General features: G+C 41.9%; 14 protein-coding genes. 6 read left to right on the forward strand and 8 right to left on the reverse strand.

Annotated features, from left to right (window positions below; genetic code table 11):
• The first annotated feature begins 28 nt into the window (after window positions 1-28).
• From INQ51_RS12980 to INQ51_RS13005, 6 genes are all read left to right on the forward strand, one after another.
• Entirely contained in the window at window positions 29-1,255 is a 1,227-nt protein-coding gene (locus INQ51_RS12980; RefSeq protein ID WP_119438936.1) for a bifunctional 3,4-dihydroxy-2-butanone-4-phosphate synthase/GTP cyclohydrolase II, read from the forward strand.
• 186 nt (window positions 1,256-1,441) lie between these two features.
• A complete protein-coding gene (locus INQ51_RS12985) occupies window positions 1,442-1,732 on the forward strand; it encodes a hypothetical protein (protein WP_233378393.1) in 291 nt (96 codons plus the stop codon).
• Window positions 1,733-1,896: 164 nt separating this feature from the next.
• Window positions 1,897-3,249, forward strand: coding sequence for an efflux RND transporter periplasmic adaptor subunit (locus INQ51_RS12990; RefSeq protein WP_233378394.1), 1,353 nt, complete (start codon window positions 1,897-1,899; stop codon window positions 3,247-3,249).
• Window positions 3,250-3,258: 9 nt separating this feature from the next.
• On the forward strand, window positions 3,259-4,644 hold the full coding sequence (locus INQ51_RS12995; protein ID WP_233378395.1) for an ABC transporter permease: 1,386 nt from the start codon (window positions 3,259-3,261) through the stop codon (window positions 4,642-4,644).
• A gap of 12 nt (window positions 4,645-4,656) precedes the next feature.
• Window positions 4,657-6,144 (forward strand): TolC family protein, encoded by a 1,488-nt coding sequence (locus INQ51_RS13000; RefSeq protein WP_233378396.1) that lies wholly within the window; start codon window positions 4,657-4,659, stop codon window positions 6,142-6,144.
• A gap of 1 nt (window position 6,145) precedes the next feature.
• Window positions 6,146-7,372, forward strand: a complete 1,227-nt coding sequence (locus tag INQ51_RS13005) for an efflux RND transporter periplasmic adaptor subunit (RefSeq protein ID WP_233378397.1) — start codon at window positions 6,146-6,148, stop codon at window positions 7,370-7,372.
• 85 nt (window positions 7,373-7,457) lie between these two features.
• On the opposite strand, the gene INQ51_RS13010 is transcribed toward INQ51_RS13005, so the two are convergent.
• From INQ51_RS13010 to INQ51_RS13045, 8 genes are all read right to left on the reverse strand, one after another.
• Window positions 7,458-8,501: a hypothetical protein gene (locus tag INQ51_RS13010; protein ID WP_233378398.1), complete on the reverse strand. Its 1,044-nt coding sequence runs from the start codon at window positions 8,499-8,501 to the stop codon at window positions 7,458-7,460.
• Window positions 8,488-9,072, reverse strand: coding sequence for a hypothetical protein (locus INQ51_RS13015; RefSeq protein WP_233378399.1), 585 nt, complete (start codon window positions 9,070-9,072; stop codon window positions 8,488-8,490). Before INQ51_RS13015 ends, INQ51_RS13010 begins: the two co-directional genes overlap by 14 nt.
• A 7-nt stretch (window positions 9,073-9,079) precedes the next feature.
• Window positions 9,080-9,634 carry an RNA polymerase sigma factor gene (locus INQ51_RS13020; RefSeq protein WP_233378400.1) on the reverse strand — a complete coding sequence of 185 codons (555 nt, stop codon included), beginning with the start codon at window positions 9,632-9,634 and terminating at the stop codon, window positions 9,080-9,082.
• A gap of 352 nt (window positions 9,635-9,986) precedes the next feature.
• A complete protein-coding gene (locus INQ51_RS13025) occupies window positions 9,987-10,676 on the reverse strand; it encodes a hypothetical protein (RefSeq protein ID WP_233378401.1) in 690 nt (229 codons plus the stop codon).
• A 167-nt stretch (window positions 10,677-10,843) separates the two neighbouring features.
• Window positions 10,844-12,745 carry a transcription termination factor Rho gene (gene rho, locus INQ51_RS13030; RefSeq protein ID WP_233378402.1) on the reverse strand — a complete coding sequence of 634 codons (1,902 nt, stop codon included), beginning with the start codon at window positions 12,743-12,745 and terminating at the stop codon, window positions 10,844-10,846.
• Window positions 12,746-13,090: 345 nt separating this feature from the next.
• Window positions 13,091-13,684 (reverse strand): class I SAM-dependent methyltransferase, encoded by a 594-nt coding sequence (locus INQ51_RS13035; RefSeq protein WP_233378403.1) that lies wholly within the window; start codon window positions 13,682-13,684, stop codon window positions 13,091-13,093.
• A gap of 55 nt (window positions 13,685-13,739) precedes the next feature.
• Window positions 13,740-14,690: a hypothetical protein gene (locus INQ51_RS13040; protein WP_233378404.1), complete on the reverse strand. Its 951-nt coding sequence runs from the start codon at window positions 14,688-14,690 to the stop codon at window positions 13,740-13,742.
• A 434-nt stretch (window positions 14,691-15,124) separates the two neighbouring features.
• Window positions 15,125-19,954 carry a T9SS type A sorting domain-containing protein gene (locus INQ51_RS13045; protein ID WP_233378405.1) on the reverse strand — a complete coding sequence of 1,610 codons (4,830 nt, stop codon included), beginning with the start codon at window positions 19,952-19,954 and terminating at the stop codon, window positions 15,125-15,127.
• Between the last annotated feature and the right edge of the window lie 628 nt (window positions 19,955-20,582).

Consider the following 20,582-nt stretch of genomic DNA (forward strand, 5'->3'; position numbering starts at 1 on the left):
AATTTTGCCCCTGATTTTACAGACAGGTATGACAGACATCAAGCTTAATACAATACCCGAAGCCATTGCTGCCATTAAAAAAGGCGAAATGATTATTGTGGTAGACGATGAAGACAGAGAGAATGAAGGGGATTTAATTGTCGCTTCGGAACTGATAACAACTGAGATCGTTAATTTCATGGCCAGTCAGGCAAGAGGCCTGATTTGCGTAGCGTTAACAGAGAAAAGATGTGACGAGTTAAGTCTCGATTTGATGGTGGGAAAAAACACATCGTCGAACGAAACCAATTTCACGGTGTCTGTGGATGCTATTCACCCGGAAGTAACAACCGGAATTTCTGCCGCCGACCGTGCCATCACCATTCAGATGCTGGTAGATGAAAAAACCAGGCCGGAACAATTAGGACGTCCCGGGCATATTTTCCCGTTAAAAGCTAAAGACCGTGGTGTGCTTCGCCGTAGCGGCCACACCGAAGCAGCGGTTGACCTGACTCGTTTGGCGGGTTTGAAACCTTCGGGAGTTTTGGTGGAAATAATGAACGAAGACGGTACAATGGCAAGGTTGCCGCAACTCTACGAATTTGCACAGAAACATAATCTGAAAATTGTTACCATAAAAGACCTGATTTCTTTCCTGTTTCAAAGCGAAAGCCTGATTGAGAGGGGAGAGGAAGTTGATTTGCCAACGCAATACGGCGATTTCAGGATCGTTCCGTTTCGCCAGAAATCAAATGGAGCAGAGCACATTGCATTGATAAAAGGCACCTGGGAACCCAACGAACCGATTTTGGCGCGGGTTCATTCGTCGTGTATGACTGGTGATATTTTTGGCTCGATGCGTTGCGAATGTGGCGACCAGTTGCACAAAGCCATGGAAATGATCGATAAAGCCGGGAAAGGAGTGATCGTTTACATGATGCAGGAAGGACGTGGAATTGGCCTGCTGAATAAAATTGCAGCCTATAAATTGCAGGACCAGGGACTGGATACGGTAGAAGCCAACCTTCATCTTGGTTTTAAAGCCGATGAACGTGATTACGGGGTAGGAGCACAAATTCTTTCCAATTTGGGAGTAACCAAAATGCGTTTGATGACTAATAACCCGGTAAAACGGGTTGGTTTGGAAGGCTACGGACTGGAAGTAACTGAAATTGTTCCGGTTGAAATTCCACCCAACGAACACAATCAGAGATACATGAAAACAAAGCGCGACAGAATGGGACATCACCTGAAAGGCTTTAATTACGACAAATAATCGCTTTATCACCCTTTGTTTCTTTACTAAAATTACCTGGAGGTCTTTTTTTGATTTCCATCTACATGGTTGAATTAGAATAGAGTATGCTTTAGGCCTGGTAAAAGGTATGTGGGAAAGTCGATTTCCCTTTTGTTAAATACCATTTTTATTGCGTACATTAGTCGAAATTTAAATCTCGAAACAATGGATGGAAAAACTAAAGCAATTGTAGCGCACATCTACTGGATTGGTTGGGTGATTGCTCTCATTTTAAATTCAAGTGACAAGGATGAACTTACGAGTTTCTATATTCGACAATTACTTGGATTGTTTCTACTTAGTTTAGTTTTAATGTTTATTCCAATTATTGGTTGGTTGGCCAATATTGTAATTTTTGTTTTTTGGATCATCAGCTTGATTGGTGCAATCAACGGAGAACAGAAACTTGTTCCTGTAGTTGGAAAATTATTTCAGGATTGGTTTAAAGGCCTGTAGTAACATTATAATCTGCTGATTTGATTGAAATAAATCAGCGGTTGTAGCAAAAAGGGTTAAAATCGGATTTTAACCCTTTTTAATTTTTGGGATTATGTTAATGGCATAATCTTTGACCGAACTCAAACTCATATGAATCATAAAACATCTTTAACCTATTCGTTATGATCCGCCGAATATCCATCATTACAATTTTAGTTGTATTGGCTGTAATCACGGTAGTGTTCGCACTTAAACCATCGCATGACGATGAAGTCATGTTGACAGCCACAGCTCAAAAAGGAAAATTTGAGTCAATGGTTTACTCCTCCGGACAACTGGAGTCGCAGGAAGCCGATTACATTACTGTTCCCACAGTGTTCAGAGACAACCGCTTACGAATTTGGGAAATAACCATTGCCGATATGATTGAAGAAGGCTCCCGCGTTGACTCCGGAGATTATGTGGCAACCATCGACCATTCAGCAGTTGATGAGCAGTACAAAACTGCCATGGACGAACTCGACCAACGCTTTACCGAGTACGAGGACAGCAAAATCGATTCGAACTTAACCCTCAGTAATCAACGCGACCAAATCGTAAATGCACAACTCGATCTGGAGGAAAGACAGATCATCATCAAAGAATCGGTTTACGAGGCTCCTTCAGTAAAAAGAAAAGCTGAAATGGATCTTGAAAAAGCTGAACGTAAATACGAGCAAATGAAACAGGCTTATGTGCTGAAACAACAGCAGGAAGCCAACAAAGTAGACAGAAGGTTTATTAATTATAAACAGGCAAAAGAGCGTGTCGATCTTTTACAATCCGTTTATGACGCGCTAACAATCCGCTCGCCCAAATCGGGTATTATCGGTTATTACCGTTACTCGGGCAGAGGAGCCGCAGTAAAGGCTAACTCTACAATTTCTACGCGTAGCCCCGCCATTGCTACTTTCCCAAAAATGAACACACTAATATCTACTACCTATATTAATGAAATTGATATTTCCCGGATTAAAGCTGGCCAGAAAGTAGCGATTGGAATTGATGCTTTTCCGGAGAAAATGCTGGAAGGCGAAGTCAGTTCGATTGCCAACGTAGGACAGTTGCTTCCGCGAAGCGATGCCAAAGTCTTTGAAGTGAAAATTAAAGTGATTGGTGACGACGAAGAGTTAAAGCCGTCGATGACCACCAGTAATGTTATTCAAACCGGTTATGCTGAAGAAGCTGTTTTTGTGCCTTTGGAGTCGGTTTTTACAAACGACAGTCTTAGTTATGTCTATTTGTCAGAAAAAGACGGGAGAAAAATTCAAAAGCAGGTGGTAGAGACCGGTATTCAGAATGAAAATTTTGTGGTGGCACTTCAGGGAATAAAGGAAGGAGACCGACTACTGCTCACAGAACCTGAAAATGCCGAATCACTGACATTGGAGGGGATGGATATTTATCAGTCGATAAAAGATAATGCGAATCAAGCTGCGGGGGATAATTCCAAAGAAGCAGCGTTGGTACAACGGAAACAGTTAACCTCCAAATAATAGGGTTTCATGTTTATAAAACGTTATCTACACGACATTAGCATTGCCGTAGAGGCGATTATTGCCAACAAGGTAAAGTCGATGCTTACGGCGCTCGGTATTATTTTCGGAGTAGCGGCGGTTATCAGTATGATGGCCATCGGAAACGGAGCCGAGCAGGAGATTCTGGACCAGATAAAACTGGTGGGCGTAAATAACATTATCATTACTCCAAGCACCTTAACCATTGAAGGTGGTGGCGGAGGAGAAGGCGGTGATGAAAAGGCCGGAGCCAATAAATTTTCGAAAGGCTTAACGCTTAAGGATGCAGAAGCCATTCGTAAAATTATTCCTTCTGTTCAGCAACTTTCGCCGGTAATATCATTTAATTATTCTGCCTTGCTCGATGCACACAGTAAACCAGTGGTGCTCGAAGGCGTCAATAACAGCTATTTCAACCTGTTTAATATTCAGCTGAGCGAAGGGTCGCTTTTTAGCGATCAGCAAAATGAAAATGGTTACCCGGTATGTATTATCGGTGACAATATTAAAACTGAATTCTTCAGGGGAAGAGAGGCAGTGGGCGAGCTGATTAAATGTGGTCAGATTTGGCTCAAGGTGATAGGAGTGGTGGAACGCCGCGATTTTACAGCCTCCGCTTCTGACGAATTGGGAATCAGCAGTTCCGACAACAAGATTTTTATCCCGGTACAAACCATGCTGCTGCGTTTTAAAAACCGTTCGCTGGTAAGAGCCGATGAGGTAGCAAAAGCCAATAAAGGGAATGGCCCCGGTGGAGGTGGCATGATGGTTTTCAGGATGGGAGAAGAACCTGCGCAGGAAGATTATGATGAAACGGATTCGAATCTGAACCAGCTCGACAAAATTGTTGTACAGGTGAAAGATACCGAGCAATTAAATGCTACTGCATCATTGATAAAGCGGATGCTTTTAAGGCGTCATTCTGAATTGTACGATTTTGAAGTAACGATTCCGGAGTTGCTTTTAAAACAGCAGCAGAAAACCCGTAACATCTTTAATATTGTACTGGGGGTTATTGCCGGTATTTCTCTGATTGTAGGCGGAATTGGTATCATGAATATTATGTTGGCTTCGGTGATGGAACGTATTCGTGAGATCGGTGTCAGACAGGCGGTTGGTGCCAAAAAGAAAGACATCATTGCGCAGTTTCTGGCCGAATCGACGCTTATCAGTCTTACGGGTGGATTAATTGGAATTATTCTGGGGATTGTTCTTTCGAAGATCATTACAGGAATGTTCGAGATTAAAACCATCGTTTCTTTTTTCAGTGTATTCATTGCCTTTGGAGTCTCGGTACTGGTGGGAGTTACCTTTGGGTATCTGCCGGCTAAACGTGCTTCCGACAATGACCCGGTTGAATCATTACGTCAGTAAAAAAACAAGCTTATGAGACATTTAATATTAATGCTGTTCATTGTTGGCAGTACAATCGTTCCCGGCTTTTCGCAGGGACCAACACTTCGTTTAACATTGCCTGAAGTGATCGATTTGGCAACACAACAGTCGATCGATGCTTTCAGAATTAAAAATATGTACCTGGCCCGTTACTGGGAGTTCCGGTATTACAAGGCCGAACGTTTACCTGGGCTGTCGCTTAGTTCGTCTCCGGTTGATTTTAACCGGTATAGCAGGAAGGAATACAATTTTGAAACCAATCAGGACGAATACCGCATGCGTGAGTATTTTAATTCCGATGTGTCGTTGTCGCTGGTTCAGAATGTCGCTCAAACAGGCGGGCAGATTTTTCTTCGATCGGGACTGGGTATGGTAAAAAACCTTGGTGATGATGGAAGCACATCTTATACCGCAACGCCTATTAGTATTGGTTATTCGCAGGAGTTGAACGGGTATAATGCCTTAAAATGGAAGGCGAAAATAGAACCGTTGAAATATGAAAAGGCAAAAAAGCAGTTGATTGAGAATAACGAAACGCTCAAGCAAAAAGCGGTTTCTGTATTTTTTAACCTGGCGCGTGCGCAAATCCAAAAATCGATTGCCGAAACCAACCATGCCAATGCGGATACCCTGTATAAAGTTGGGCAGGGACGCTACCAGGTCGGGACGGTTACGCAGGATGAATTACTGAAGCTGGAATTAAGTGTGCTGAATGCGAGTCAGGCGCTAAATCAGGCAAATGTAAATGTAAAACGCTTGCAGTCGTCGTTTAACTCATTTCTTGGTTTGGCAGAAGGAACAACAGTAGAATGCGTCATGCCGGATATTATTCCTGACTTTAAAGTGGAAGCCAATGATGCCATTTCTTTTGCTGTTGATAACAATCCGACCATCATTGATCATGAGCAGCGTGTTTTGGAAGCCGACCAGGCAGTGGCTTCAGCCAAGTCTGAAACCGGCCTAAATACAAGTGTTTTTGCTTTGTATGGATTGAATCAGGACTCAAAAGATTTTGCAGATGTTTATGGGAAGCAAAACAAAAGCCAGCGTTTAAATCTGGGCGTAAATATACCCATTGTAGATTGGGGGCGTAGAAAAGGACGTTTTGAGATGGCCAAATCCAACAGGGAAGTGTCTCTGGCCGAGATCAGGCAAGAACGCATCGATTTCGAACAAGAAGTTTACCAGCGTGTACTGGAATTCAACCTTCAGGGGGGACAAGTTTACAATGCCGCTAAAGCTGATACGGTGGCACAGATGGGTTACAATGTAACATTTCAGCGTTTTCTTATCGGAAAGATTGATGTGGTAGTATTGAATATTGCCAGCACTGATCAGGAGAACGCCCGTATGCAGTATGTGGATGCGCTAAACCAGTTTTGGACGAAATATTACCAGCTTAGAAGCTTGACACTGTTTGACTTTGAAAAGAAAGAAGAGCTTGTTGCAGAATACGATAAAATCCTCCAAAAACAATGATATGAGTAAAAAGCGAATTATTACAGCCGCCATTATACTGGTTGCCATAGTTGCGATAGCTCTGATTTTTAAAGAAGAGGTTGCCAGTGAGCCCAAAGGAATTTATACCGTACGAAGTGGCAGTTTTGAAGAAGTGATTAAATGTAAAGGTGAGATCAACAGTGCCGACGTAGTTGAAATCAGAATTCCTCAAACACTTGCCGACTATTCTTTACGGGTTTGGTCGTACCGTATTATGGATATTGTGGATGAAGGCAAGGAAGTGAAAAAAGGTGAATTTATTGCACAGTTAGACCAAAGCCAGCTAACAACCCGCATGCGTGAGGTGACGCAGGACCTGGAACGACTGACAGCAGATTTGAAAAACGCAGTCATCGATAGTACGGTAATTCTGACCCAGCTTCGGGAGGAGATCAAGGATGCACAACTTGATTTGGAATACAACAAAATCGACTTGGAACAATCGGTCTACGAGTCGGAAGCAGAGCAGCGAAAGATTCAAATGAAATATCAGAAAGCGGAGATCGGGATCGAGAATAAAAAGCGAAATTACCAGCTGGAAATCAACAAGCGTAAAGTAGGGATTATGCGTCTTGAAAATTATGTTAAAGACCGGAAGGAATCAGTGGAGAAAATTCAAAAGGCCATTGCTGCCTGCCGGATTACTTCTCCAGACAATGGAATTGTGATGCTGGCTAAAAGTCCTTTTGAAGGAAAGAAATACAAGCGAAACGATTATTGCTACCCTTACATGCCAGTTCTTGCGGTTCTTCCGAACCTGAACAAAGCCAATTCTGAAGTTTATGTAAAAGAAATTGATATTTCAAAAGTGGCTGTGGGCGACAGTGCCCGTGTTTCTTTTGATGCCCTGGAAGGCGTAACACTAAAAGGAAAGGTTGTTTGGGTGGCTTCGATGGGAGAAGACCATAAAGATTTTGACATGAAAGTTTTTAAGGTTTTTATTCGTTTAGAGGAAACAGATCCGGGCTTGAAACCGGCGATGACCAGTAACAGTGAAATTATTGTCAGCAACCTTGAAAATGTACTTTCAGTGCCTGTTCGCTCGGTATTTTCCGGCGACAGTGGAAAGTTTGTTTGGCTGAAACAGGGAAGTAAACTGGTGCAGCAGCCTGTTACGACGGGACCCGAAAACGAAGAATCGATCGTGATCACCCAGGGCATACAGGAAGGAGACCGGATTGCTATCGAGGCGCCTGCTGTTATGTAAAAGATATTATCTCAGACACACATGCACAAAAAAACCGGGGAGCTCCCCGGTTTTTTTATGTTTTTACAAAGCAGTTTTATTCCGATTAATTGGTCAGTTTGATTTCTCCGTAGCGGCTTCTTACAAATACTTTTCCACCTTCGCCTGAACCAACTTTTCCTTTTACTGTCTGCGAGTTGTTTTCGCGAATGCGGTTTCCTTCAAAACTTTCCTGCGGGTAAGAAATTCCGCAATAATCACAACTGGCATCGATCGAGTAATTGGCATTGTTTAAACCCAGCGATATTTGTCCGTAGCTGTTGGTAATATCAATAAAGTCGAAAGCCGGGTTAATGGTGCCCACTTTTACACCTCCATAGCCCGATTCAATTTTAATGCTTTTTGAAAGTTCATCGATACTTACCTGGCTGTATTTGGTTGTCGCAGTAACACTTTCTACCTTGCCAAAGCGGAATTTATCGTATTTCGATTCAATCTGGATATCCTTGCCTTCTCCCAATTCGAATGAGGAGTATTTTGATTCGAGTTTCAATGATTTCAGCGTTTCAACGGTCATAGGAGAGTAGGCTACCTGAACATTCATATTGGTGGCTTCTCCGATACTTGCGTTTCCGTATGCGAGGTTTACGTTTAAGCTGCCGCTTTCGGGAGTTAGCAGTTCGTTGGCGCTGAGGTTTCCGTATTTGATCTGAAAATCGCCGTTTGCTTCCAGTCGGTTCACCAAAGTGTTGCCGTATTTGTTCTCAATCATCAGGTTTTTATCCGAAGGGATATTTACCGTATAATCGATGCTAAAACGTTTCTGGCTTTTGAATTCATTCGCAATCTTAGTTTCAGCCTTAATGGTTTTGCCACTTTTTTGGAACTGTACGTCGATCAGGTCGAGCAACTCGTTTGTTTTTTTCTCGTTGGCGGCTTCTACCGTAACTTTTACTTCAATGGTAACTTCGCTGCCACCGTCGTTGTTGATTTTTATTTCACCAAATTTATTGATGATCTGCAGTGTTGAGACATCCGAAACCGCCCAGGATTCTTTGTACTCTTTTGATTTTTCTTCTGCTTTTGCTGTAATGCCGGCTGTCAATAGCCCGGCAAACAGACATACTGTTATCCATTTAAAGGTTTTCATAACTTGTATTTTTTTGTTGTTTTACTTCTTCTAGTTTGTTTACGATCATGTTGATCAAACTTAATTTTACCTGGTAATATTCGAGCATTGCATTAATTACTCTTTCATCGCTCGGATTGGCAGCTAAATCTTTTTGCAGGGTTTTATACCGCGACTCAAACTCATTGAGTTCTTCGTGCATCATGGTTTGTTCTTCTTCCGATACAAAGCCTTCGCGAGTAAGCTCGTCCCATTGGTTCAGCCCTGAGCGAATGGACGTTTGATAATAAAATTCGGTTTCTTCGTATTCCGGAGATACAGACGCCAGTGTAAATTCCGAATTTTCTCCTGTGTGGCGAATCAAGCCCTGCTGATTGGGTGAGAAATATATAAAGGCCTGATTGGTAGCCAGCAAGACAAATACAACAGCTGCCGCAACCTTCCCTACCAGTGACCAGCTAAAGCGATATTTGCTGTTTTGCTTTTTCAGCCTGGCTTCAAACCTGTTGAAGTGCCCGTCTTCGGGTTCGTTGTCATTCAACGCCTCCAGGTTTTTTATAATCAAATCTTCTATGTAATCTTTTTCTTTCATGGCTTTTTTAATTGTAAGAGAATACTTCTTTTCCTTTTAACAACTCGCGCAGCTTGTTTTTGGCCCTTAACAACTGTGTCCTCGACGATGAGTTCGAGATTCCGAGTATCTCGCTGATTTCTTCGTGGTCGTAGCCTTCTATCAGAAATAAACTGAGAACCACCCTGTATCCGTCCGGAAGTTGTTGAATAGCTTCTTGCAAAACCCTTACATCCACTTCGTGAGTGGGCATCTGATAATCGGCAATTTCGGTGGTGCGTTCGTTTACTTCTTCAAACTTCACCTTGTTCTTTTTTAAATAATCCAATGAACGGTTTACCACAATCTTTTTCAGCCAGGCTCCAAAACTTACTTCGCCTTTGTAAGTGTCCATCTTTCTGAATGCGCTTAAAAACGCTTCCTGCATCACATCTTCTGCTTCCATCGCATCGTTTACCATTCGCAGGCTCACACTGAACATGGCTTTGTAATAAAGCTTGTACAAGCTGAACTGTGCCTTTTGATCGCCTATCCGGCACCGGTCGATGAGTTCCTGATGGATGTTTTTGTACAGCGTATTCACACTCTTGTTTTTCTGATTCAATGACGAAAGCAAAAATGCAATGTTGCATCTGTCACAAAATTATTTTTCTCTTTTGAATAATTTATCAGAAAAAGGACAAAGATCCGGGTTAGAAAAACTTATTATTGGAATGTTACATTGTATTATGTGTTGATTTGGAGTTAGTTGTGTTTTTGATGGGGTTTATTTCTATTTTGGCAAAAGAGAATCACTCGGTTACTTATTCAAGAAGAAGATTGACTCAATTTACTGCTTTCTATCTTCAATCTTTACCGGGTAGTGTGTTTTTAATGAAAATGAAGGTTTTCCAAAAGATTATAAAAGCTACATCTATAGAGAAAGCCGCAGAATGTTACAGCGAGTTGTAATATTCTACCAGGGATTTCAGCTCATCGATTTTAGCAGGGCTTATTTTATTCTTTTTGACAAAAGCTTCCATCTCATTTTGATGGTCGGGGAATGCTTGAATCAAATCTTTCTTGTTATCGATTCGTTGAGCAGAAGCAGTTTCGATACGAATGTAAAATATATCGCTTCCGCGTTCAAACTTTGCAGGTTCCGGATCTTTGTATGGAACGGCTTCTGTAGCTTTTGTATAAATAACTTCCGGTTTGGCATACAAACTTGCTTTGCCTTTGGTGATAAGCAACATGTATCCTTTTCTTACTTTTTTTACATTCATGTAAGAAAGATATTCCATGGTGTAGTCTCCAAACGTAATTTTATCAATGGTTTCGGGTTGTGCAATGGCCAGTATTTTGTTTTCCGGTGTCTTAAATTCAATGTTGTCGTTGTAGATATTGTAGCGAAGCGGGATATCGGCATATTGAAACTTGGTGGTGGTATAAACCGAACCGTTTATGAACTCCTGGTTGAGGAAAGGCGAACCCTGGATATCTTTTTCAGTGAGTTCGCTGTAGTATTCTCCCGAGGCTATTTTGTAGGTTCTTACAAAGTCTACTGCCGAGCTAAGTTGGTAATTTACCTGTGCATAGGTTGTTCCGGCCATCAATAAAAGTGCGATGATAATTAATTTTTTCATTTTAGGAATTTACGTTAACAGAATGCTTATGAATGCTTCTCCGAAAGTTAGTTAAAATAGAAAAATAGCTTCAAAAATTGCACCATTAATTTAAAGTCATTTAAGAGGTTAACAAAAAAAAAGCAAGCCTTGTGAGCTTGCTTTTTATATTGCTTTTTGTTGACTTTTTATCCGTCGTTCATTGATGCGAGGAACTCTTCCAAACTTGCCGCACGCATAAGTCTGGTTTTCATGAATTCCATGGCTTCCAATGAGTTCATATCTCCCAGGTAATTGCGGAGGATCCACAGTTTGTCAAGCACATCTTTCGAGAACAATAAATCTTCCCGACGGGTACTTGAAGTAGGAATATCCACAGAAGGGAAAATACGTTTGTTCGATAGCTTCCGGTCGAGCTGAAGTTCCATGTTACCGGTACCTTTAAATTCTTCGAAGATCACCTCGTCCATTTTTGAACCGGTTTCGGTAAGTGCTGTTGCCAGAATGGTTAATGAGCCACCTTCCTCAATGTTACGGGCTGCTCCAAAGAAACGTTTGGGTTTGTGCAGTGCGTTGGCATCCACACCACCCGACAATACTTTACCCGAAGCTGGCTGAACTGTATTGTAAGCACGGGCCAAACGGGTAATTGAGTCGAGCAGGATCACTACATCGTGTCCGCATTCTACCAAACGTTTTGCTTTTTCCAGTACAATGTTGGCCACTTTTACGTGTTTTTCTGCCGGCTCATCAAATGTCGATGAAATTACTTCGGCATTAACGCTGCGTGCCATATCGGTCACCTCTTCGGGGCGTTCATCGATCAACAGAACGATCATGTACACTTCCGGGTGATTGGCTGCAATAGCGTTGGCTATTTCTTTTAACAAAACGGTTTTACCAGTTTTGGGCTGGGCAACAATCAAACCACGCTGGCCTTTTCCAATTGGAGCAAACATGTCCACTACACGAGTAGAGATGTTGTCGTGCCCGTTTCCGGTTAACTGGAATTTGGAATCAGGGAAAAGGGGTGTTAAATGGTCAAAAGGAACACGGTCACGTATATATTCCGGACTGCGTCCATTGATTTCCAGTACTTTAATCAGTGGGAAATATTTTTCTCCTTCTTTTGGCGGACGAACCGTACCTTTTACTGTATCGCCTGTTTTCAATCCAAACAATTTGATTTGTGATTGCGAAACATAAATATCATCCGGCGAGTTCAGGTAATTATAATCCGACGAACGAAGAAAACCATATCCATCCTGCAAAATTTCCAGCACACCTATGTTGGTAATGATTCCATCAAACTCAAATTGCTTTTGTTTCTGACGGATATTTTGGTTCTGGTTCTGATTTTGACCCTGGCTATAATTATCTGATTTTTGATGTCTTGGCTTATTGTCGTTTCTTGGTTGTTCCTGTTTTTGCTCAGCATCTTTACGCATAGGTTGGTTGGCCTGTTGCACATTTTGTTGCGGTGCATTTTGTTGCGGTGCGTTTTGCTGTGGAGCGTTTTGCTGTTGCCTTTCTTCTTTTGGCTGAGGTTTTACCTGAAATTCCTTTTTCTCAGCTACAGGTGCTTCCTGTTTTACATTTTCCTGTCTGACGGGAGCTGGCTGTTCTGCTGGTTTTTGAGCCGGTGCGGCAGGTGATTTTTCTTTGTTAAAACCTTTTATAATGGCTTTAATTTGTTCCTGGCGAGAGGAATTATCTGACTCTTGTTGTTTCGCAGGTTCTGCTTTTTTCTGATCACCTTTCTTTCTAGGTCCGGATCCTACTTTTTCCCGTTTCACTGTTTCAATTCTATGACGTGGTCGTTTACTCCGACGGTCGTCATCCTGTGCCGGTTCTTCCGGAGCAGGGGGCGGAGGCGATGATTTTTTCAGGAAGCCGCCCAAAATACCGCTTTTTTGTTCTTTAGGGGCAGGTTTGGTTTTCTTTTCTGCCTCCATTATGGCTTGCGTGTCAAGGATTTTATATATCAAATCCTGTTTCTTAAAAGACTCGACACGTTTGACGTTTAATTCTTTAGCTATCTCCTTCAGCTCAGGCAGAAGCTTTTTATTCAATTCTAAAATGTCGTACATAGACTGTGCTTAATTCGTTTTCCCGATTAATAATTGTTTGATAAAACTATTGGAACAATATACGAGGGGAGTGATTTCAACGGAAATCGTGTGCAATTATAAAGAATTACTGTTTACAAAACAAAATTCTATAACGCTTTTTTCAAATTTCCCCCTAATTCAAAAGTTTTTTAGTGTTTTCGTAAAGTAGGACTGCTATAATTACCTTTCTTCTAGTAATTTATTGACTCGTTTGCAACGTATAATGCTATACGTTTGAACAGGGCAAAAGGTTCATTTAATTTGCCGATCAGTTCCTTCGTATTTTTCAAACGTATGTCTGTCGCTGTTATTATTTCTCAGAAATTACTTTCTTCCAATTAAGCGAATTACTGATGCAAGTCCCTGATGAAACGGTCCTTCATCCAATAGAGTATCGGTTTCCTCCATGCGCAAGGATGAAAGATCCCGGAAATCATTTCTTAACTCTTCGGCGGAGAAAAGCATTTCCCGGTCTCTTGGGCCTCCTGATTTATGGTTGATTTGTTCTTTGCTGAATCCTTCGAGAATAATGGTTCCGCCCGGCTTTAAAAATTCCAATAGCTGTTGATGATTTTTCTGTCTTATGGCTGCAGGCATGTGAGCAAAAATCAAAACAATGCAATCAAAACTTTCCGGACGAAAGCTGATTTGTTCATAGCTTTCAATCCGATAATCGATTTTAACCTTGTGTTTTTCCGCCAGTTGCAGAGCTTTTTCGCGACCTTCAGTGCTGGTGTCAAACGCTTTTACCTGCCAGCCTAAAGTTGCAGCATAAACCGCATTTCGCCCTTCTCCTTCGGCCGGAAATAGTATGCTTCCCTGTTTTAGCTTCGAAATTTCTTCTTTAAAAAAGCGGTTGGGCTTTTCGCCGTATGCATATTCTTTTGTACTGTATCGTTCGTTCCAAAAATTATTCATGTTTTCTGAAAGTTTTAGAAAGAACATTTGGAACGCAAATTAGTTGAAGAATGTTTCAATTGCTTGTGTTGCAATACTGAACATTTAATTGAATTACATAGTAAGGGTAATGCGCTGTTGTGATAAAAAAATCACCATAGAGCTGTTCTAAGGGGCCTCGTTCCAATTCAGTTAACTGTCCTCCTGGTGTATCGCATCCGAAAAGGCTTGCAATGGGAGTATTGCCAAAAAACGACCAGTCCTGTGAAAAATTGAAAATGATTTTTCCTTCTTCGTAACGGACAGTGCCAATCAGCTCTTCATTATCAGCTACAATATGTTGAGTGTTTTCTTCCCGGGTATTGTCGAAATAGTAATTTCCGTTCGATTCCGGACCGCAAAATGCAAGATGGGGAAAACAACCGCCACCGCCTGTTGGGACACACGGATAGTACTCGGAATACGAAGTTCCACTTTTGGTATTCAACAGTTGTCCGTAACTCCATGCCGATTTTTTTTCTCCGGATTGCTTATCAATTGCTTCGGCATGGGCTACTACGTATAGTTTTTTCCCTTCCGGAAAATAATAATTAAGACCAATCTGATTTTGATCGATTACCAGGTGGTAGGCATTCATTTCTGCCATTTTGTAGGGAAATTGACCGGGCAGTGGCTGGCCGTTTCTGTTGGCCGGAAGCTGGGAAAGCTTGTTACCTGCCCATAGTTGTATGTTTTCAATTTCAAACTGATCATTTCCCTTTAATTCGATGAAAAGTTGTGATTGACTGTTTGAAAGAATCATTGCTCCAACTTCCAACTGATCTTTGTGAAGGAGTGGAATCCAGGATGGTTCGCACATCGATCCGGGAAGTATTTCGGCGCTCTTCAATCCTGTTACATTTGTTTGAAACACTTCCGATGATGCAAAAAGTTCTTCATTTTGAGGCAAGAAAAAATTATCGTAGTTACAGCTGGTGAAACAGCTTAACGAAACTACTAAAGTGGTGATTAACAAAATTGTCTTCATAATATCCCATTTAAGTTGTTATCCTGTAAACCGAATGACAGAAAACCATACGATTCACTTTTCTATTAATAATTTGTCAGGGAATGTAAAAGACATGCAATCTCTCCACGCATAGCTCTGATTTGGTTTCAAACCGGAGTCCCCAAGGAGCGCCTGAAAAGAGATCCAATAGACTTCTGCAATGAATTATTGATTTCTCTTCAAGATAAGCTATTTTTTAATGATTTGTATTACAGTGAAATGGAAAGTTTTTAACGACTAGCGATGTAAGCGGGTAGTAGGTTGTGGACAACTTTTGAGAATAATCTTTGACTGGTGGATTCGAACAAATCAACGACCGGCTGGAGCAAAGAAAAACCGGCAGCAAAAGTGCTGCCGGTTCAAACATGCTTTGATTTATTCTGTTCGCGCAAGAACAGTTTTGCTGCTCCGGTTTATTCTCTTTTGTAAATGAGTTTGCCGTTGAAAACTGTGTCTCCAACTTTCATTTTGTAGAAGTACATACCGCTCACCTGGTTTTCGGGTTTAAACTCGGCATTGTAAACCGTATTCTCTTCCACGAAGCCATCGTAAATGGTTTGAACCATCCGGCCTGCCATGTCGTAAACATCGATTCTGGCCTGCGTAGCTACCGGCGAAACAAATTCGAAACGTGCCTGTTCGCTAAACGGATTCGGGTAAACGCTCAACTGTGTTTCGGTAACGATGGTTTGACTGGTGGTGGCTATCTCTGCAGATTTGTTTTTACCCGGCTTGGGTGTACTTTCATCTGATGTTGTTCCATCTGTCTTAACTTCAATGTAATTATCTTCGCCGGGATCAAGTTCTTGTTCTTCAGTAATCTGGTTGCCATCTAGACTGTAGTTGCTAGAGAACCAGATACCGCCTGCGCTATTGAAGTATGTGATACCAATTGTCTCAGTGTCATCATCTACTTCGGGATCTGGATCGGTCATTGTAACATGAAGAGGAGAATTACCTTCAATACCAACGTAAACACCATCAATTTTTTCAGCAAGATTTGCTTTGGCATCGAAAATGGCTTGTCCGTTTGCTAAGGTAAGTTCATACCCTTCTTCTTCAGAGTTATATGTTTCTCCATTTCCCATCACCAATAAATTAATGGCGTTGGAAGTAATCTTATAAAAATGTATATGATCATCCAATGTGCCATCCGATTTGTACCAGCTTTGAATCCAAATAGTCATTTTCCCCTGAGGATTGGTTTTCTTTTTATTGTAAGTAACATTGAATTCAAATGAAGTTTTGTAATCTTTGGCTCCTCTGATCTGTCCATTCGAATCTTCATTTGTCATTAATCCAGATCCGGCAATCGATCCTCCCGGAACAGGTTTTGCAACGGTTACATAGGCATCAGGCAAATCATTAATATTGAAATTATTGGTATAGCCACCTGTGACTTCCACCCAAATCGGATATCTTTCCTGTTGCGTGTTTCCAATATCAAATTGAACATCGGCACTGGCAATTCCCACTGATCCATCAGTCATTTGAACAAGCCCCACGGGCAAGTCTTTAGCACTGGGTATGACTTTCATATTACCGTTTGCATCTTCCATCCAGAAGGTAACTTTGGCTCCTCTTAAATCTCCGGTTGGAGAGTTATTATCTTTAAGAACGGTTGCTAAAGTTATGGTTCCTGTACTTGAGTTAGGACCTGTTGTCCAGGCGAGAAGTGTGCCTGTATAGAATCCTTGAATGGCGTCGAATGCCTTGGCGTCTCGTGAGAAGACTTTGAAAGAAGTTGGCTCACTGGTGCTTCCGTCGTAGTAACTGGTGGATGGAGAGAATTTGGCAACAAGTTCATATTCTCCCGGCATTTCGGTGATTTTATGAATCAGTGTTGCCCTGAGTTTTGTAGGATAACCTTCTTCATTGTATGGAATTGGATAGGCCGGAGCCGAACCAACCGAAACATTATTCAGGAAGAATTCAACCTGACCGGCAAAATCATTTGATTGACAATTGGACTCTATTTCTGCATAGAAAGTGATGTCATCCATGTAGCGTGCCGATTCAGCACTGATTTTGGCAACGGTTGTTGTTGGTACATACACGGTTACTGTTGCAGTTGCACTGGCAGAATTGTCACATTCGTCGGTAACGGTTAAGGTGACAGTGTTTTCACCAATATTATCACAGCTAAATTCTGTTATATCTAATTCCATTAATGGATCAGAATCACAATTATCAGAAGAGCCATTGTCAATATCTTCTGGCGAAATGGTTACTGTTCCATCGGGGCCCAAACGAACTTCGATGTTTTGTGTTGTTACAGTTGGAGGAGTTTCGTCGCTTCCGCTAACCTTATAAACCTGACCGGCAAGTGGGTTCCCACATTTGTCCTGAACCTCAAAAGTATAAGTGATTGTCCAGTCGCAATCGTCTCCTGAAACTACAGCAGTTGATAAGAATACAGATAAATCACCTCCACAGTTGTCTGCATAACCACTGACGGCAAGGTCTGTATCAAATCCTGCGTCTGCTTCTTCCTGCGTGGGTTTGCAGTCGTTTACATCGCTTATGTCTGAAGGAGGAGTGCCTGTTGGTGCGGTTAAATCACCACCTTGGTGTTGGTATGTCAGGCCTTCCAGCGGATTGTTGCATTCATCGAATACCGTGTAATAATAGGTTACGGTCCAGTCACAATCATTTCCGGTGGTTTTTGTACTGTCAAGCGATGCTGAAACATCTTGTCCGCAATTATCCGAATAGCCAGTAATTGCACTGGCGTCATTCCATTCTGGAACTGTACTTTGGGCATCCGCCATACAGGCATCATATTCTGTAGGATCGTTGAATGGTGTGCCGGTTAGAGTAGGTGCGATTTGGTCGCTACCGTTGTGTTGATATATCAGGCCTTCCAGCGGATTGTTGCATTCGTCGAACACGGTGTAATAATAGGTTACGGTCCAGTCACAATCATTTCCGGTGGTTTTTGTACTATCAAGCGATGCTGAAACATCCTGCCCGCAATTATCCGAGTAGCCAGTAATTGCATTGGCTTCACTCCATTCCGGAACTGTACTTTGGGCATCCGCCATACATGCATTGTATTCAGTAGGATCGGAGAATGGTGTGCCGGTTAAAGTAGGTGCGGTCTGGTCGCTACCGTTGTGTTCGTATGTTTGTTCTGCTAACGGATTGTTGCATTCATCGAACACGGTGTAATAATAGGTTACGGTCCAGTAACAATCATTTCCTGTTGTTTTTGTACTGTCGAGCGATGCTGAAACATCCTGACCGCAATTGTCCGAGTAGCCGGTAATTGCATTGGCTTCATTCCATTCCGGAACTGTACTTTGGGCATTCGCCATACACGCATCGTATTCAGTAGCATCGCTGAATGGTGTTCCGCTTAGAGCAGGTGCCGTTTGGTCGCTACCGTTGTGTTCGTATGTTTGTTCTGCCAACGGATTGTTGCATTCATCGAACACGGTGTAATAATAGGTTACTGTCCAGTCACAATCATTTCCGGTGGTTTTTGTACTGTCAAGCGATGCTGAAACATCTTGTCCGCAATTGTCCGAGTAGCCGGTAATTGCATCGGCTTCACTCCATTCCGGAACTTCACTTTGGGCATCCGCCATACACGCATTGTATTCAGTAGGATCGGTGAATGGTGTTCCGCTTAAAGCAGGTGCGGTCTGGTCGCTACCGTTGTGTTCGTATGTTTGTTCTGCCAACGGATTGTTGCATTCATCGAACACGGTGTAATAATAGGTTACTGTCCAGTCACAATCACTACCGGTTGTTTTTGTACTGTCAAGCGATGCTGAAACATCCTGTTCGCAATTATCCGAGTAGCCAGTAATTGCATTGGCTTCATTCCATTCAGGAACTGTACTTTGAGCATTCGCCATACATGCATCGTATTCTTTAGGATCGGAGAATGGTGTTCCGCTTAAAGCAGGGGCGGTTTGGTCACTTCCAGAGTAAGAAACAATTGGCGATGGATCTACATGATTCCCCGCATCGTCATAAACATCGTAAGTATAGGTTACAGACCAGCCACAATTGTCGTTATCTGGGGCTTCCTGCGTGGTTTTGTCAACATTTACCACACCGCAGTTATCCGAGAAATAGGCTTTTATGTCGTCAGCTGTTGGGCCAGCCGGCATGTCAGAATAACAAAGATTCATATCGGATGCTCCGGATGGTAAAGAGCCGTTTGGAACGGGAGCGTCATCGTCGGTAACAGTTACGGTAAAACTGCAGGTTGCATCATCGCCTATGCCATTGCTGGCTGTAAGAGTAACGTAGGTAAGACCTTTTTCAAATATGGAACCGCTTCCATCGCCGCTTCCGCTTCCGCTTGTTGCACCTGTAAATTCATAGCTAATGTCAGGTGTTGGGTTTCCGTCAACAGCTACGGTGTAGGTTACCTGCGTATTGCAAGCATCTGTATCTGTTCCGGTTTGAATATTCCCGGGACATGTGGTAAACGAAGGGGGAATTCCCAACTGGAAAATTCCACTTGTGTTATCCGTAATATCACCTGTTGTGGCTAAACAGTCGTCGTCAGAATTCGGATACCAGGCACGTACACCAAAATAAACAGGATCTGTGCCCAATAATTCAGGATTGGTAACAGTTAGAGTCAGCTCTGTAGTTGTTTCATCTTCTCTTGTGCCAGGCGACCAGTTCATGTATGGAATAGCCGGATTGAATGAATAAGTCATCCCCGGATGCGAAAATATTGAATTTCCAATAGCTTCTTTTAGGCAGATTCCAATGTTTAGATTGCCTGAATTACCTGCTTCCTGCGACCTGTAAATTGTAATTTCGTATGTAACAGATCCTGTTTGTCCAGGCAAAACATATCCCTCCTGAGGACCAATCTCAACAGCGCCAATCTTGTCTTGGGCATCCGTAAAATCAGCATACGCCACCAGTCCACTACTTTGTCCTGTTGCAGTGAGAAGAAATATCTCTCCCAGATCTGATGGATTAATTATGTAACTTTCATCGTGAATATTACCATTTGCATCGGCAACAACATAAATATTTTCATCATAATGAGTGATGTAAAACATGTGCTCAATCAGAAGTTCAACGGTTTCGCCGGGAAGCCATCCACTTCCGTCAATAACGACCGTTTCTCCCGGGTAGTAGTCTGCTTTGTCAGTCATAACAATTGCTTCCTGGGCAAAGTTGTTTTTGGCCGACAGCAGCAAAAATCCCGCAAGCAGCAGTACAAGCGCCGTTCGGGACTTTTGTAAGGTCATGTAAATTTTTTTCATTTTTCGTTTGTTTTGAGTTAAGGTTTTTAATTTTCCCACATTCTTGTATTGAACGAAGTTGGTAGACATTGATAAATGCCTTGTAAAGAGTACTTATGAAAAGTGTTAGAATGTTTTCAATGAGTTGGTAAAATGTCAAATCATGAGGTTTGATTTAGAATGACAGCAAATGTTATTTGCACGCCACTTAGGAACGTGGTGCGGCTTAAATCCTTGTAACATTTGAATTACACCAAGGCTTACAATAATTCGACAGGAAAAACATTTGACGTATTTTTCCATTGGTTCTGCGTTTAAAAAGTAAGTGGTGTTAAAAGAAGAGAAACCCTTATTTTTTATCTTCAATTAACAGTACGTAAATTACGGAATTTTATAATGTGCTGTATTTCAGGTGTGTCCCAATATGGAAAAATAAATATTGTATTAAAAAGCCTGTTTTTACAATGTTTTGGGATTTTACTATTAGCAGAAAATGACGCAAAAAGCATTTAGTTTCTAATTTTGAGAATGTATAAAAATGGAACTAGTGACTTATTAAAGTCATATCCATTGTATTTTATATAAGGAAGTTTGGCTAGTGAGTTGATAGTCAGTGCTTGGTAGCTCTCGTGTAAAAATAGACCGACAG

The organism is Maribellus sp. CM-23 (assembly GCF_021354595.1).
GTDB lineage: Bacteria > Bacteroidota > Bacteroidia > Bacteroidales > Prolixibacteraceae > Draconibacterium.